This window comes from uncultured Cytophaga sp., assembly GCF_937863595.1.
GTDB lineage: Bacteria > Bacteroidota > Bacteroidia > Cytophagales > Cytophagaceae > Cytophaga.
The window spans coordinates 1-13,300 of the sequence record NZ_CALMGQ010000008.1; the positions used below are offsets into that span (position 1 = coordinate 1).

Consider the following 13,300-nt stretch of genomic DNA (forward strand, 5'->3'; position numbering starts at 1 on the left):
AAATATGAATATATTTATACAAGTCCGCTTGCATAAACCATAGAAATCCACGGCGAAGTACGGTGTTTTCGTTCAGAGTTAAAATTGGCAACTGCGGCGGAGAATGCAAATTTAATGATTCATATTCTGGATTAATTTTTACTTTACTTCTTAGAAAAAGAAATATTTATGTAAAATGCTCTTGATTAATTGTCCTGTAAGTCCATTAAATCCTTTATAAATCCCAGTTCAGACAAATCCCAGCTCAGACAAAGAAGACATAACCCAACAACGAGTTTTTCCACAATTAGAAGAATACTTTCATTCGCAGCTAGTCTTTGCGTATTTTTGTAGGTAGAATTTAAAGTGTACGCCTGTGTATAAATTGCTTATCAAGCCCCTATTGTTCTGTTTTAACCCTGAAACAGCGCATCATTTAACGTTTGGATTCATAAAAGTCATATTTAAAATTCCAGGTGTTTCAGCACTTTTCCGTTTGATCTATTCTGTAAAAGATGCTCGGTTAGAGCGTACCGTTTTTGGTATCACGTTCCCGAACCCAGTTGGCTTGGCAGCAGGTTTTGATAAAGATGCTAAAATCGTAGATGAATTTTCAGCATTGGGTTTTGGTTTTATTGAAATTGGTACTGTAACACCCATCCCTCAAAAAGGTAATGACAAACCGCGTTTATTCCGTTTACCTCAAGACGAAGCAGTTATTAATCGCATGGGCTTTAATAATGGAGGGATGAAAGAAATTGCTGCCCGTCTGCGCAAACGTAAATCGAAGGTAATTATTGGAGGTAATATTGGTAAAAATAAGCTTACACCCAACGAAGAAGCATTAACAGATTACATCAAGGCATTCAACGAATTGTTTGATTGCGTGGATTATTTTGTAGTAAATGTAAGCTCTCCCAATACGCCAGGCTTAAGGGCATTGCAAGAAAAAGAACCACTAAAGAAAATATTGAATAGTTTACAAGAAGTAAACAATCAAAAAGCGATTCCAAAACCCATTTTATTGAAAATTGCTCCCGATTTGACAAACGAGCAATTAGATGATATTGTAGAAATAATAACAGAAACCAAACTAGCGGGAATTATTGCTACAAATACAACCATTACCAGAGATGGTTTAACAACCGATCGAGAAGAAGTTGCAGCAATTGGAATGGGTGGATTAAGTGGCAGACCTTTATCCATACGTTCAACAGAGGTTATTCGCTATTTGGTGAAAAAATCTAATGGAACGATCCCTGTTATTGGCGTAGGCGGCATACATTCTGCGCAAGATGCAATCGATAAACTAGATGCAGGTGCTTGTCTAATTCAGATATATTCTGGATTTATTTATGAAGGCCCGGCTTTGGTAGGGGAGATCAATAAGAAAGTAGTGAGTACGAAGTACAAAGTATAGAGTACTCAATAAAAAAATAAACGAATATATATTGAGATTAAGCTAGGGGAATTAATAGTTTTTAGAAAGATAATTTGGGGAAATCAAACGTTCAATACCGAGTAATTTTAGGAAGTTAACTTTGTACTCAATACTTTGTACTCCGTACTTTCTATTTAAAAGCACTTATGCTAGCATTCAATACAGCGAATAACTAGAATTCATCACCTAGAAACTACCAAAAAAAAGGCTAACTTTAAGAGTTACTTTGTATATATGGCTGAAAACACGTATCGGGCTGATAATAACCCAATTCCTAAGAAAAATAACAAAACAAATACTGCTTCAAAAGTCAGTAATAAAGAAGAAGCGCCTAAGGAAGAAAAAGTCAAAGGTCCATCTGCTCCATCTGTAATATTAACTTTCGTAAAAGATCGTAGATTTCATTTGGTTGCAGGAATGTTTATTATGCTTTTTTCATTTGCATTGTTGCTAGCATTTACCTCGTATTTGTTTAGTGGAAGAAACGATCAAAGTATTGTTGAATCTATTTGGGATACAGCGATACAAGAATCAGGCAGAGAAGTAGATAATTTACTCGGCATATTAGGCGCAATTTTATCGTATTTTTTTATTTATAAATGGTTTGGTATTGCCTCTTATTTATTCTTGCCTATTTTCTTTTTAACAGGCTTTCGAATTATTTATTTAAGTTCTCCCATTCCGCTAGGTACCTTAATTAAAACAAGTTTTTATTTCTTATTGTGGATCAGTACAGCCTTTGGTTACATTGTATTATCGGCTAAAGGAGATAAATATCTTTCGTTTTTGAGCGGCGGTATAGGCTATGATAGTGCTTTGTTCTTAGATAATGTAATAGGTTGGGGTACGCCATTTTTATTGTTATTTTTATTGTTTGCCTTTGTAATTTATTTCTTCAACATCACAAAAATCAATTTATTTTCTCCGCAAGAAATTGCTGTTGTTGAAAATACGAATGAAATAGTGATGCCAGAATCTATCAGTGAATTAAGTGAAGAAGAAGAAATTGAAGAGCTAGAAGAGGAGGAAGAAGAAGAAACAGAAGAATTGGAAGAAGAAGGTGAAGAAGAGGCGGAAGAAGAATGGGTGATTGAACGTAAAGCACCTAAAGTCATAAAGAAATCTGCTGAACTTGAAATTGAAGAAACAGTTGAAGAAGCAATGGTTGATATTCCAGAAGTTGAAGAACTGGAGGACGAAGTTGTTGTAGAAGAACCATTAGATTTAGAAATAACAGATATAACAGAAGAGAATACACTTGAAAAAGTCGGTAGTTTGGAAACGTATAATTACGATCCTACTTTAGATTTATCATCGTATAAATATCCAACCTTTGACTTATTGAATGAATACGATTCAAGCAAAGCGATACAAGTTACAAAAGAAGAATTAAGCGCTAATAAAGATCGTATTGTTGAGACTTTGTCGCATTATAATATTGGTATTGCCAGTATAAAAGCTACGATCGGACCAACGGTTACGCTTTATGAAATTGTACCAGAAGTAGGTATTCGTATTTCAAAAATTAAAAACTTAGAAGACGATATCGCCCTAAGCTTGTCTGCGTTGGGTATTCGTATCATTGCACCGATACCGGGTAAAGGTACTATTGGTATTGAAGTTCCAAATAAAAACAAAGAAATGGTTTCTATGCGCTCTGTTTTATCTACAGAGAAGTTTATGAAATCAGATAAGGAATTACCAGTCGTTTTTGGTAAGACTGTTTCGAACGAAGTATTTATAGTCGATTTAGCAGAACTTCCTCACTTACTTATTGCAGGTGCTACAGGTCAAGGTAAGTCTGTTGGCTTGAACGTGCTTCTCGCTTCCTTGCTATACAAAAAGCATCCATCTCAATTGAAATTGGTATTGGTGGATCCGAAAAAAGTAGAATTAACTTTATTCAATAAAATCGAACGTCACTTTTTAGCAAAACTTCCTGATGGTGGCGACGCCATTATTACAGATACGAAGAAAGTAATTCATACACTGAATTCATTGTGTGTTGAAATGGATTTGCGATACGATTTATTAAAAGATGCGCAAGTACGTAACATACGTGAATACAATAAGAAATTTGTTGAACGCAAATTAAATCCAAACAACGGACATCGTTTCTTACCTTACATTGTTTTGGTAATTGATGAGTTGGCCGATTTAATGATGACGGCTGGTAAAGAAGTAGAAACGCCTATTGCACGTTTGGCACAACTAGCACGTGCGATTGGTATACATTTGGTTGTTGCTACACAACGCCCATCTGTAAACGTTATTACAGGTACCATTAAAGCCAACTTCCCAGCGCGTTTATCCTTTAAGGTTTCTTCTAAAATAGATTCAAGAACTATTTTGGATGCAGGCGGTGCCGATCAATTGATTGGAAAAGGGGATATGTTGTTTGCTCATGGAGACATGGTGCGGTTGCAATGTGCGTTTTTAGATACAGCAGAGGTTGAGCGTATTTGTGAATTCATTGGTTCTCAGAGGGGTTATAGTTCGGCATACAAATTGCCTGAGTATAGCGACGATGAAACCGGACAAGATAAAGGAGAATTCAATTTATCTGAAAAAGATCCGCTATTTGAAGAGGCAGCCAAAATTTTGGTAATGCATCAACAAGGGAGTACCTCCTTATTGCAACGTAAATTGAAATTGGGTTACAACCGTGCAGGTCGCTTGATTGATCAATTAGAAGCTGCTGGTATTGTTGGCCATTTTGAAGGAAGTAAAGCACGTGAAGTACTTATAAAAGATGAGTATTCGCTTGAAGCGCATCTAAAGGGCTTGAGCCAAAATTAAAAGAAATTACCTATTGAATATAATTTAAACGTATGAAAAAATCGATTCTAATTTTATTGACTACATTCTTTACCGTATTACTAACGTATGGACAATATGATCCCAAAGCATTGACGATATTGGATGAGATGAGTAATAAATTTAAAACATACTCTTCCTTTAAAGCGGGCTTTACATTTACATTAAAGAATGCTTCTGCAAATATCAATGAAGTATCCGATGGGGAATTGATGGTTCGTGGTTCGAAGTATCGCATCAAACTTCCTAAAATGGAAATCATCAATAATGGTACAACCGTTTGGAATTACATGAAGGATGCAAATGAAGTAAACATTTCGGCGTACGATCCTGCAGACGATGAAATTTCTCCAAATAAAATATATACGATGTATAAAAAAGGATATAAATATACCTACATCGGTGATAAAGTAGAAGGCGGCAAAACATATCAAATTATAGAATTGGTGCCCGAAGATCGTAAAAATAGATTTTTCAAAATACGTCTTGAAATTAATAAGACTGATAAGAATATTAAAAATTGGAAATTATATGAAAAGAATGGAAACATATACGAGTATTCCATTAAGTCATTTAATCCAAATACAATCGCTGATGATGTTCCTTTTAACTTCGACAAAACGAAGTACCCAGGTGTTGAAGTTATTGATTTACGCTAAGCAATTTTCAAGATGAATAAGGCTGAATTAGTAGCACAGATTAAAAATAAGAAATCGTATTTATGTGTAGGTTTGGATACAGACCCAACAAAAATTCCTTCACATTTATTAAAAGAAAAAGATCCAATTTTTGAATTCAATAAATATATTATTGATGCAACAATTGATTATACCGTAGCATACAAACCCAATTTAGCTTTTTATGAATCGCTAGGTAAAGCCGGTTGGGAATCTTTAGAAAAAACATTGGAATGGATACCCAAGGACGTATTCACGATTGCCGATGCAAAGCGTGGTGATATAGGCAACACAGCTACCATGTATGCAAAAGCATTCTTTGAACAACTATCTTTTGATTCGGTAACGGTCGCTCCTTATATGGGTGAAGATTCCGTTACGCCTTTCTTAGCATTTAAAGACAAATGGGCAATTGTGTTGGGCTTAACATCCAATGCAGGCAGCAAAGATTTTCAGCAATTGACGTTAAAAGATTCTGGAGAACCTTTATATAAAGAAGTGTTAAAGAAATGTGCTACCTGGGGATCTTCTGAAAATTTAATGTTTGTTGTTGGTGCCACAAAAGCATCTTATTTTAAAGAGATACGTTCGATTGTTCCAGATCACTTTTTATTGGTGCCTGGTGTAGGTGCGCAAGGCGGAAATTTACAAGAAGTATCCGAGTTTGGGTTGAATGCATCTTGCGGATTATTGGTTAATTCTTCCAGAAATATTTTGTATGCGCGTTCCGACGATCAGTTTGCTGGCGCTGCAAAAGCGGAAGCAAAAAAAATGCAACAAGAAATGAAATCCTATTTAGAAGATTACCTTAATTGGTAATCTTCTCTTTTATTTTTTTTAATGCTTTTGTAAATATATTTTCTTCTTCACTTTCTTCATCACTTAATAAAATACTTAAGGGTTTCAACGAATCAATATTGTCGCATAGTATTTTGAATATTCCAAGCACTGGAATAAACAAAATCATTCCTGCAACACCCCAAATCATACCACCAATAATTACAATCAATATCGTAGCTAAAGAGTTGAGTTTAACATGGCCGCCCACTACATTTGGGGTGGTAATATTATTGTCAATAAATTGATTGAACATAAATATGGCGAGCACACCTACTGCATACCATATGGAGTCTTTATATATGAGTGCCATGATAATGGGCAACCCAGCACCTACAAAAGAACCTATATACGGAATGATATTCAAAAAGCCAGCAAGGAGTCCTAAAAATATACCATGTTTAATACCTAGAATTGTTAATCCGATGGCATTCATTACCCCGATGATGGTTAATGCAATCAATAATCCTGTTAAATAATGCAGAACCAATGATTTTACTTTTTCAAGTATTTTTAATGCTGTTTCATGTTCTTCTTTGTCTACAAGCGATAAAATGAATAATTTTATTTTATTTCGGTAGGTAAGTAAAAAGAAGGTGTATATAATAACCAATGATAATCCAAAAATAAAATTACCTACACCCATTAATAAGGTTGCTCCTTTTTTGAAAACATTTTTTAATAATTCTTCCGATTCTTTATCAAACCACGCTTCTTGTTCAGTTTCGTTTACACCTGTGTATTGACTTAGGGTTGATTGAAACGTATGCATTTTTATCTTCACTTGATTTTCAATCATATCATAGTCTGAAATGATATTGGATACCTGAGAAGAAATGAAATAACTCACTCCTGTAATAACGATGAGGAATATGAATAGGGATAATATGATGGAAAAGGTTTCATTTTTAACAAAATGCTTGATTTTTTTTGATAGGGGCAAAAGTAATAAGGATAGCAGACCAGCAAAAAAAACAGGTACTAAAAAGGATTTTGCATAAATCATTCCTATTATCAATAAAAACAGAAATGCCAATATTAAGGTTATTCTAAAAAGAAAAGTGTGTTTCATTTAACAGATGTTTAACATGAATATACAAAAAATATGTAATATTGCATTGGGGATTTTTAGAATACATATTAACTACAGCTATGGTTAAGGAAGAACTTTTATGGGTTCTTTGGCGGAATATATTATTTTCTGTCGAAGATTTAAAAACAACGAGTGGTGAATCAATCATCATCAAACGCGCTGGTACGCTTAATGCACATGCTGGTCCAGATTTTACCTATGCATTAGTAAGTATTGGTGGAATGGAATGGTGTGGTGATATTGAGATTCATACCAAAGCATCGGATTGGAATAAACACAAGCATTATATAAACGATGCATATGAATCCGTTATTCTGCACGTCGTTTACGATGCAGATGTTGATATTACACGTGCAGATGGTACAATTATTCCTGTATTGGAATTGAAAAACAGAATTGATGCAGCGCATATCCATACGTATCATACCTTAATGGAAAATCAATCTGTTGTACCTTGTGCACATACATTTGCTTCTATAAAACCCATTGTTGTAGAGCAAATGAAGCAACGTGTCTTGATAGAACGACTGGAGCGTAAAACAGAAAGCTTATTTCTTCAATTAAAGGATCAACCTAATTGGAAAGAAGTTGCAGGGAAACTAATATTTAAGTCGTTTGGTACCGGACTCAATGATTTTTTATTTGAACGTTTGGCACATCATACCGACTTTAATAAATTGGATCGGTTGAGCTATGCGCCTAAATCTATTGAAGCCCTATTTTTTGGAATGGCAGGTATGCTAGAAGAGACATTTAAGGAAGAATATCCCATAGCATTGGCAAAAGAATTTAACTACTTAAAACGTTCTCTGAATGTAGAGTTGGTAGTAGAATTATCTGAATGGAAATTTTTGCGTACCCGACCAACAAATTTTCCAAGTATACGGTTGGCACAACTCGCAATGTTTTTTTCAAATCCTGAATGGTATCATGATTTCATAGGTTTAGAAGATATACGTGCTGCCAAAAAACTTTTGAATGGAGAGTTGCCAGCGTATTGGCTTTCGCATTATCGATTCAATCACGCATCAGATGTGCTACCTAAGCACATTGGTTCCACATTTGCGAATACCTTTATGTTAAATGCATATATTCCGTATTTGGCCTTGGAAGCGCGCTATTCTAAAAGTGAGGATGCTTGGGATCGTGTATTTCAATCTATTGATTTGTTGAAAGCAGAAGATAACGTGATCACACGAAAATGGGTATCACTGGGTATGAAAATGAAATCCGGATTTGATAGTCAGGCTTCTCTTGAATTGTATAAGATGTATTGTACTCCTAAAAAATGTTTATCTTGTAGTATTGGTTATGCTATTTTAAGAAATGCACCTCATACTACTGCTGTTATCTAGTTTGTTTTTAGGGTTCGTAAGTTATTACGCTGTAATACGTATGCAGATGGATTTAAGAAGATCCTTTGTTGTATTAATGGTATATCGTTATGGATTTTTTATACTTCAATCCATCGTGTTTTATGCAGTGTATCAAAATCAATTGGATTCTTTTTTTTATCAGAATGCATTGATGCAATTGGTGGATTCTTTTAAAAAATATCCTGCAGACGTCTTGTATTTTTTTACTGGGGATTATACTGTCTTACATATTTCGCAAGAATTGAAAGAATATTTTGGTAAAGAAATTCGAGCAACATTTTTTATTAAAGTACTCAGTCCATTTTATATACTCTCTGCAAATAATTATTATGTGTTTGGAGCGTGGCTAACCTTGTTTGGTTCACTTTGTTTTGCGCCTTTTCTTTCCTTATTCAACAAAGCTAATACTAACAGACTGTTGTGGTTGATTGTATTGATGATTCCTTCTTTTACTTTCTGGACAGTTGGTATCGTAAAAGAGGCATTTGTAATTCCTATATTATTTCTCTTGTATTTTTATTTAAATAGAATTATTGAAAGTAAGGAGAAAGATGTGTGGTCCATTGTATTTTTTCTAGCGTTCTGTACATTGGCTTGGTACGTAAAATATTATTTAGTCGCGTTGTTTCTGTTCGTTGCTCTAATTTATTTCTTAAGCAGTAAAATATCCTACTCATTCAAAAGAGTTCTTTTATCCATACTGGTTATCGTATTAAGTATTGTTGGTTTGGGATATATGCATCCTGCTTTGCAATGGAATGTATTGCCCGAAGTGATTTACATCAGCAATACACTTACCTGCACAAAATATGTAGATGCCTATGCATGCATTCCGTTTGATTTAGATATGAGCTGGACTTCCATTCTGTTGAATTATCCCAAGGCTATGCTCTATGCTTTTTTTAGTCCATTCCCGTGGCAGATTCACAACGCTACGTCATTGTTAGCTGCGATGGAAAATTATCTATTTATAGGCTTGATGGCTGTGTTTATTTATAGATGGTTTCTTAAAAAAAGTACTGTTTCACATGTAGAATTAATCGGATTGTTTTTGATTGTATTAATGGGAGCCTTGTTGATTATGGCTTCGCCGAATATTGGGAGTTTTAGTAGATACCGTATTTTTTATTTGCCTATCTATGCGTATATTCTTATAAACCATTCGGGAATTGCTTATAGTCGTATTTTTTTACGTATTAAAAATTGGCTTGAAAAATAAAATCCCAAACCCGACCATATAAAAACGATTGGTAGGAGAGGTGCCAAGAATCTTCCATCCCAGTCGGCGTAGGTTATCATCACCAATAAAGTATTTAATCCACAATACAGCAGTGTTACATAAACCAATTGGTGATATGTTTTTCTGAATTGAATCCATCCGATTACTGCCATTGAATAGGAAACGAATAAATACGCACCAATAAATAGATTGTGAACCAAGCTATAATAAACGCGTAGGTCAGACCATAATGCAAGAAACCGACCCAAAAAGAGCTGCATACTTTTGCTTGGATGCTGAACGATAAGATCTATGATTTTAGTAATGCTTCCGCAAGAACCATCATTTGTAATGAACGTAGTTTGGATAGATGTATGTGCGTACCCACAAATGATTTCACCTTTGTTAAAAGAATCCAATAAAAAATGATAAAACGTGTCGGTATAGTTTTGCAAAGCGAACAATACCATTACGAGTAGTATTAAAAAGGAAAATATAATTTTTCGGTCCAACTTGATGTGTTGAGATCCATAGATTCCGATACACGTAAGTAATAAAATCCCCCCATTTGGCCGCAGACTTGTAGCAAGTATCGAGATAATGAATAATGTAAACCATTTGCGTGTATGATGTTCAAGAGAAAGCGCCCAAACAAACAACAATACCAAGCTGATAAACATGGATTCTGTAAGCAAGCAGGTATTCCATTGTTGAATGGGGAAGTAGCCGATTACAAATAGTGTAGAATAAAATGCAATTTGACTGTTTTTAAAAAGCTTTTTAAGTCCTTTGAAAAAATAAACTGTAGCGAATGCGGATAAAATGTATTGTAAAAATATACTTGGATAGATGGAATGAAAGATACTTTTACAAAGTGCAAGAACTGCTATGTAACCAAAATACCAAAGTCGGTAGCTGGGTTCAAAACTGCCGTTAATCCATGTGTTTGCTTCTACATCAAAACGCGTTGTGTCAATGGAGTATTTTATTCCCAGTGAATAAAATAAAAATCCATTTACTAGAATCCAGCAACTTAATAGAATGTATACCTGTTTGTTGGCGCGCATAAACACAAATATATGCTTTATCCCGTTCTTATTTATACGATATCCTACATGCAAATATGAAACAAGGGATAGTTTTAATAAATTGCATGCATACTTGTGAAAAGAAGAGATATGGAAAAGAAAGATGCTGTAATTATTTTCGGTGCTTCAGCCTTGGGGAAAGCAGCTTTAGAAATTTTTGAAAGCAATGGAATGGTAGCTTACGGCTTCCTCGACGACACAAAAGCATTACACGGAACAGAAATAAATAATGTGACCGTTTTAGGTACAACAGACGACGATACCTATCTGAAATTAATTGGTGCTAGTTGTGATGCATTTATTGCGAGCGATGAACCAAAACTACGTGAAGGTTTAACCAACATGTTACACGAACGCAGACAAACGCAAGCTGTCAATGCCATACATTCTTCAGCATCTATTTCTGATTCTGCATCCATCGGTCATGGTAATTTCATCAATGCCTCTGCCATCGTTGGTGCAAATGCGGAAGTTGGGAGTCATTGCTTGATTCATACAGGTGCGATTATCGATTTTGAAGCAGTAATTGAAGATTTTGTGCAAATAGGTGCAGGCGCAATCATTAACGCAGGTGCAAAGATTGAAAAGGGTGCGTTTATTGGTACAGGTGCTATCATTATTGGAGGTATTGTAGTTGGTAAGAATGCACGTGTTGGCGCAGGTTCTGTGGTAATTGCCCCTGTGAAAGATAAAGAGACGGTGTTTGGGAATCCAGCAGTGGCCATGAAGAGTTAATTATGAATGATGAGTTATGAGTTATGAATTGTAAAATCATAGCTCATAATTTATAAGTTTAGCTTGAATTATTTTTTTTCGCCATGTTTGTGTCTTTTCGACCAACCATCCTCAATGGTTCTGTGAATGCATACATAATCAGTAATAAGACCAATGAATGATGAAAATCATCTACCATTCATAATTCATAACTCATAATTTATAATTAAATTTGCAGTAACACTTAGATTGAAACTAAGCAACGTTATTCTTATGGAAAATTATCAAATACTATTGTATTACTGCTATACCCACATAGCAGACCCAGATGTATATCGGGAAGAACACCATTTAAAATGTCTTGAACTTGGTTTGCTTGGCCGGATTATCATTGCGAGCGAAGGCTTAAACGGTACCGTTTCTGGTACCATAGAAGGGTGTCGAGCATATATGGAATATGTAAAAGCAGACGCACGTTTTGATGCCTTAGAATTTAAGATTGAAGCACACGAAGGACATGCATTCCAGAAATTGTATGTGCGTGTGAAGCCTGAAATTGTTCATTCTTCTTTAAGTCATGTGGACCCAACCAAACGTACAGGTACACATTTAGAACCTGCCGAATTCAAAGCGATGATGGATCAAGAGGATGTGGTTGTATTGGACGTACGGTCAAATTACGAACATCAGGTTGGAAAATTTAAAAATGCACTTACAATTGATATGGAAAACTTTCGAGATTTTCCAGAGAAAGTAAAAGAATTGGAACACCTAAAAGGCAAGAAAGTTGTAACGTATTGCACGGGCGGGATCAAGTGTGAAAAAGCGAGTGCTTTTTTATTGGAACAAGGTTTTGAAGATGTATACCAATTGCACGGTGGTATCATTAAGTATGGTATTGAACAAGGTGGCGAAGATTTTGAAGGCAAGTGCTACGTGTTCGACGGTCGTGTGATAGCGGACGTAAATAAAGTAAACCCAAGTATTATCTCGAAATGTTATGTGTGTGGAACGTTAAGTGACCGTATGGTGAACTGTTCTAACCCAACCTGTAATCGTCACGAACCTATGTGTGAAGGCTGCGGTGAGAAGATGGAAGGTGCCTGTTCAGAAGAATGTAAATGTCATCCAGAGAAACGTCCATACGATGGAACGGGTGCATATCCGAAGGAGTTGAATGGCTATGATCCTTACCTGCACGTTAAGCGGTAATATTGAGTAGAAATATTAGTGTGAGAAGGAAATTCCAAAAAACAAAAAACAAAATTCAAACGGAATAGGAAATCGAAAACCGATTTGTTTTAAAATAAAATAGAGTAAAAGCGCAATGCAGAAATGTATTGCGCTTTTTTGTTCAATGTTAACATATGTTACTAAATTTTGGTACAGATATAGATATCGGATATTATTCGATACTTTTAAATATCAGCTATTATTGTTAGATTTTGAATAATACAAATGCTAAAGAAAAACCTACAACTTATTCTAAAAATTATCATCGCAATTGCCATAACGTATGGGGTGTGTTGGATACTTTTATTAATAGCAGATTATATTGCCCTTCATTATTTGATTAAAAAGTATTTAGTTCGATGGTCACTTTATACTGGGTTTGCAGATGTTTTTTTCTTGTTGTTTTCTTTTATTCTTTCTTTTTTTGTCCTCAGTTCTAAAATCAAAAAATTAAAAATATATCATTTTATAGCTTTTATATGTTTGTATTTATTTTTAAATTTTTTTCTTAATATGTACGATGATTATAGAAGTGGTTATTGGGCTTTATTTCATAATGAGCCGTATACATATTCAATTTTTAAAAGTCGAGCCATTCAACGTCTAGATATCGCGCATTACTTAACAAAGAATTTCGCCACGTTTATGGTTTATGAGTTTTGTTGTTTTGTTGCGATTACTTGTATTGCAATACTTTCTATGTCAATAAAAAATAAATTAATTGAAAAGAAGCTTATAGCAGATCATGCTTAAATTTTTACAAATAACCTATATTGTCATTTTCTGTAGCTATCAGTTTTTTCTAATTCAATTTAACAAGAAGTCA

10 protein-coding genes are annotated in these 13,300 nt (G+C 34.7%); 8 read left to right on the forward strand and 2 right to left on the reverse strand.

All coding sequences use genetic code 11. From position 1 onward, the window contains the following. The first annotated feature begins 355 nt into the window (after positions 1-355). The 4 genes from Q0543_RS00605 to pyrF all read left to right on the forward strand — a co-directional run bounded on the left by Q0543_RS00605 (position 356) and on the right by pyrF (position 5,733). The gene (locus Q0543_RS00605) at positions 356-1,399 is read left to right on the forward strand and encodes a quinone-dependent dihydroorotate dehydrogenase (RefSeq protein ID WP_299247602.1); all 1,044 of its coding nucleotides are present in this window, start codon (positions 356-358) and stop codon (positions 1,397-1,399) included. 255 nt (positions 1,400-1,654) lie between these two features. After that, positions 1,655-4,219 (forward strand): DNA translocase FtsK, encoded by a 2,565-nt coding sequence (locus Q0543_RS00610; RefSeq protein WP_299247605.1) that lies wholly within the window; start codon positions 1,655-1,657, stop codon positions 4,217-4,219. A gap of 32 nt (positions 4,220-4,251) precedes the next feature. Further along, entirely contained in the window at positions 4,252-4,896 is a 645-nt protein-coding gene (locus Q0543_RS00615; protein WP_299247608.1) for an outer membrane lipoprotein carrier protein LolA, read from the forward strand. A 12-nt stretch (positions 4,897-4,908) separates the two neighbouring features. After that, positions 4,909-5,733 (forward strand): orotidine-5'-phosphate decarboxylase, encoded by an 825-nt coding sequence (gene pyrF / locus Q0543_RS00620; RefSeq protein ID WP_299247612.1) that lies wholly within the window; start codon positions 4,909-4,911, stop codon positions 5,731-5,733. Here the strand turns inward: pyrF and Q0543_RS00625 are convergent. Beyond that, complete coding sequence (locus tag Q0543_RS00625) at positions 5,723-6,823, reverse strand: AI-2E family transporter (protein WP_299247615.1); 1,101 nt, start codon at positions 6,821-6,823, stop codon at positions 5,723-5,725. The genes pyrF and Q0543_RS00625 overlap by 11 nt on opposite strands. A gap of 80 nt (positions 6,824-6,903) precedes the next feature. Between Q0543_RS00625 and Q0543_RS00630 the strand changes: the two genes are divergently transcribed. Together Q0543_RS00630 and Q0543_RS00635 are read left to right on the forward strand one after the other, a co-directional pair. Continuing rightward, positions 6,904-8,199 (forward strand): DUF2851 family protein, encoded by a 1,296-nt coding sequence (locus Q0543_RS00630; RefSeq protein WP_299247619.1) that lies wholly within the window; start codon positions 6,904-6,906, stop codon positions 8,197-8,199. A gap of 46 nt (positions 8,200-8,245) precedes the next feature. Then, entirely contained in the window at positions 8,246-9,439 is a 1,194-nt protein-coding gene (locus Q0543_RS00635) for a hypothetical protein (protein ID WP_299247621.1), read from the forward strand. Here Q0543_RS00635 and Q0543_RS00640 read toward each other — a convergent pair. Beyond that, entirely contained in the window at positions 9,394-10,506 is a 1,113-nt protein-coding gene (locus Q0543_RS00640; RefSeq protein ID WP_299247624.1) for a hypothetical protein, read from the reverse strand. The genes Q0543_RS00635 and Q0543_RS00640 overlap by 46 nt on opposite strands. Before the next feature lie 111 nt (positions 10,507-10,617). On the opposite strand from Q0543_RS00640, the gene Q0543_RS00645 reads away from it, so the two are divergent. Then, positions 10,618-11,262 (forward strand): NeuD/PglB/VioB family sugar acetyltransferase, encoded by a 645-nt coding sequence (locus tag Q0543_RS00645; RefSeq protein WP_299247627.1) that lies wholly within the window; start codon positions 10,618-10,620, stop codon positions 11,260-11,262. A gap of 252 nt (positions 11,263-11,514) precedes the next feature. Continuing rightward, the gene (locus Q0543_RS00650) at positions 11,515-12,453 is read left to right on the forward strand and encodes a rhodanese-related sulfurtransferase (RefSeq protein ID WP_299247630.1); all 939 of its coding nucleotides are present in this window, start codon (positions 11,515-11,517) and stop codon (positions 12,451-12,453) included. The last annotated feature ends 847 nt before the right edge of the window (positions 12,454-13,300 follow it).

What these genes read in the sequence shown, in the direction of transcription:
- Q0543_RS00610 (WP_299247605.1), top strand. Translation starts at nt 1,655, where the DNA reads ATGGCTGAAAACACGTATCGGGCTGATAATAACCCAATTCCTAAGAAA.
- Q0543_RS00645 (WP_299247627.1), top strand. Translation starts at nt 10,618, where the DNA reads ATGGAAAAGAAAGATGCTGTAATTATTTTCGGTGCTTCAGCCTTGGGG.
- Q0543_RS00640 (WP_299247624.1), bottom strand. Translation starts at nt 10,506, where the DNA reads ATGCGCGCCAACAAACAGGTATACATTCTATTAAGTTGCTGGATTCTA.
- Q0543_RS00630 (WP_299247619.1), top strand. Translation starts at nt 6,904, where the DNA reads ATGGTTAAGGAAGAACTTTTATGGGTTCTTTGGCGGAATATATTATTT.
- Q0543_RS00650 (WP_299247630.1), top strand. Translation starts at nt 11,515, where the DNA reads ATGGAAAATTATCAAATACTATTGTATTACTGCTATACCCACATAGCA.
- pyrF (WP_299247612.1), top strand. Translation starts at nt 4,909, where the DNA reads ATGAATAAGGCTGAATTAGTAGCACAGATTAAAAATAAGAAATCGTAT.
- Q0543_RS00635 (WP_299247621.1), top strand. Translation starts at nt 8,246, where the DNA reads ATGGATTTAAGAAGATCCTTTGTTGTATTAATGGTATATCGTTATGGA.
- Q0543_RS00625 (WP_299247615.1), bottom strand. Translation starts at nt 6,823, where the DNA reads ATGAAACACACTTTTCTTTTTAGAATAACCTTAATATTGGCATTTCTG.
- Q0543_RS00615 (WP_299247608.1), top strand. Translation starts at nt 4,252, where the DNA reads ATGAAAAAATCGATTCTAATTTTATTGACTACATTCTTTACCGTATTA.